Here is a 543-nt window from a genome sequence, read left to right on the forward strand (position 1 = left end):
GTCCGCATCGGCTTCGGGCTGCAGGTAGGCCTGCATTTCCGCCACATCATGGAACAGGCTCGGGTTGACTCGGCCGATCACTTCGTCCGCTCGATAGCCCAGCAACTTCTGCGCGCCGGTGTTGAACAGGTTGACCACGCCGTCCACATCGGTGGCGATCACCGCCACTTCGTCGGACGCATCCACCACCGCCTGCAGGCGCTGGCGCATGTTGGCCGCATCCTGGCGCGCGTTCTGCAGGTCGGTCACATCGGCATGCGCGCCAGCCATCCACAACGGGCGGCCCTGCGCGTCCCACTCGTAGACGCGGCCGCGGTCCTGCACCCAGATCCAGTGCCCGTCCTTGTGGCGCATGCGGCACAGGCTGTCGTAGTGCGCCGACCGGCCTTCCAAGTGGTCGTGCAACAGCGCGTTGGACTTGCCGAGGTCATCGGGGTGAACCAGACGGAAGAAGGTCTCCGGGGTGATCGGCGCCAGTTCGTCGCGGGTGTAACCGACAATCTGCGCCCAGCGCTCGTTGATCCGCATCTGACCGGCCTGGAT

The 543-nt window shown here is 65.9% G+C and carries 1 protein-coding gene; it reads right to left on the minus strand.

The window, feature by feature from the left end; translation table 11 throughout:
- On the minus strand, nt 1–528 hold a 528-nt coding region (locus ACXJKJ_RS31830; RefSeq protein ID WP_457395714.1), incomplete at its 3' end, for a PAS domain-containing protein.
- Nucleotides 529–543 lie beyond the last annotated feature (15 nt).

It is taken from the genome of Roseateles sp. P5_E1 (assembly GCF_054049335.1).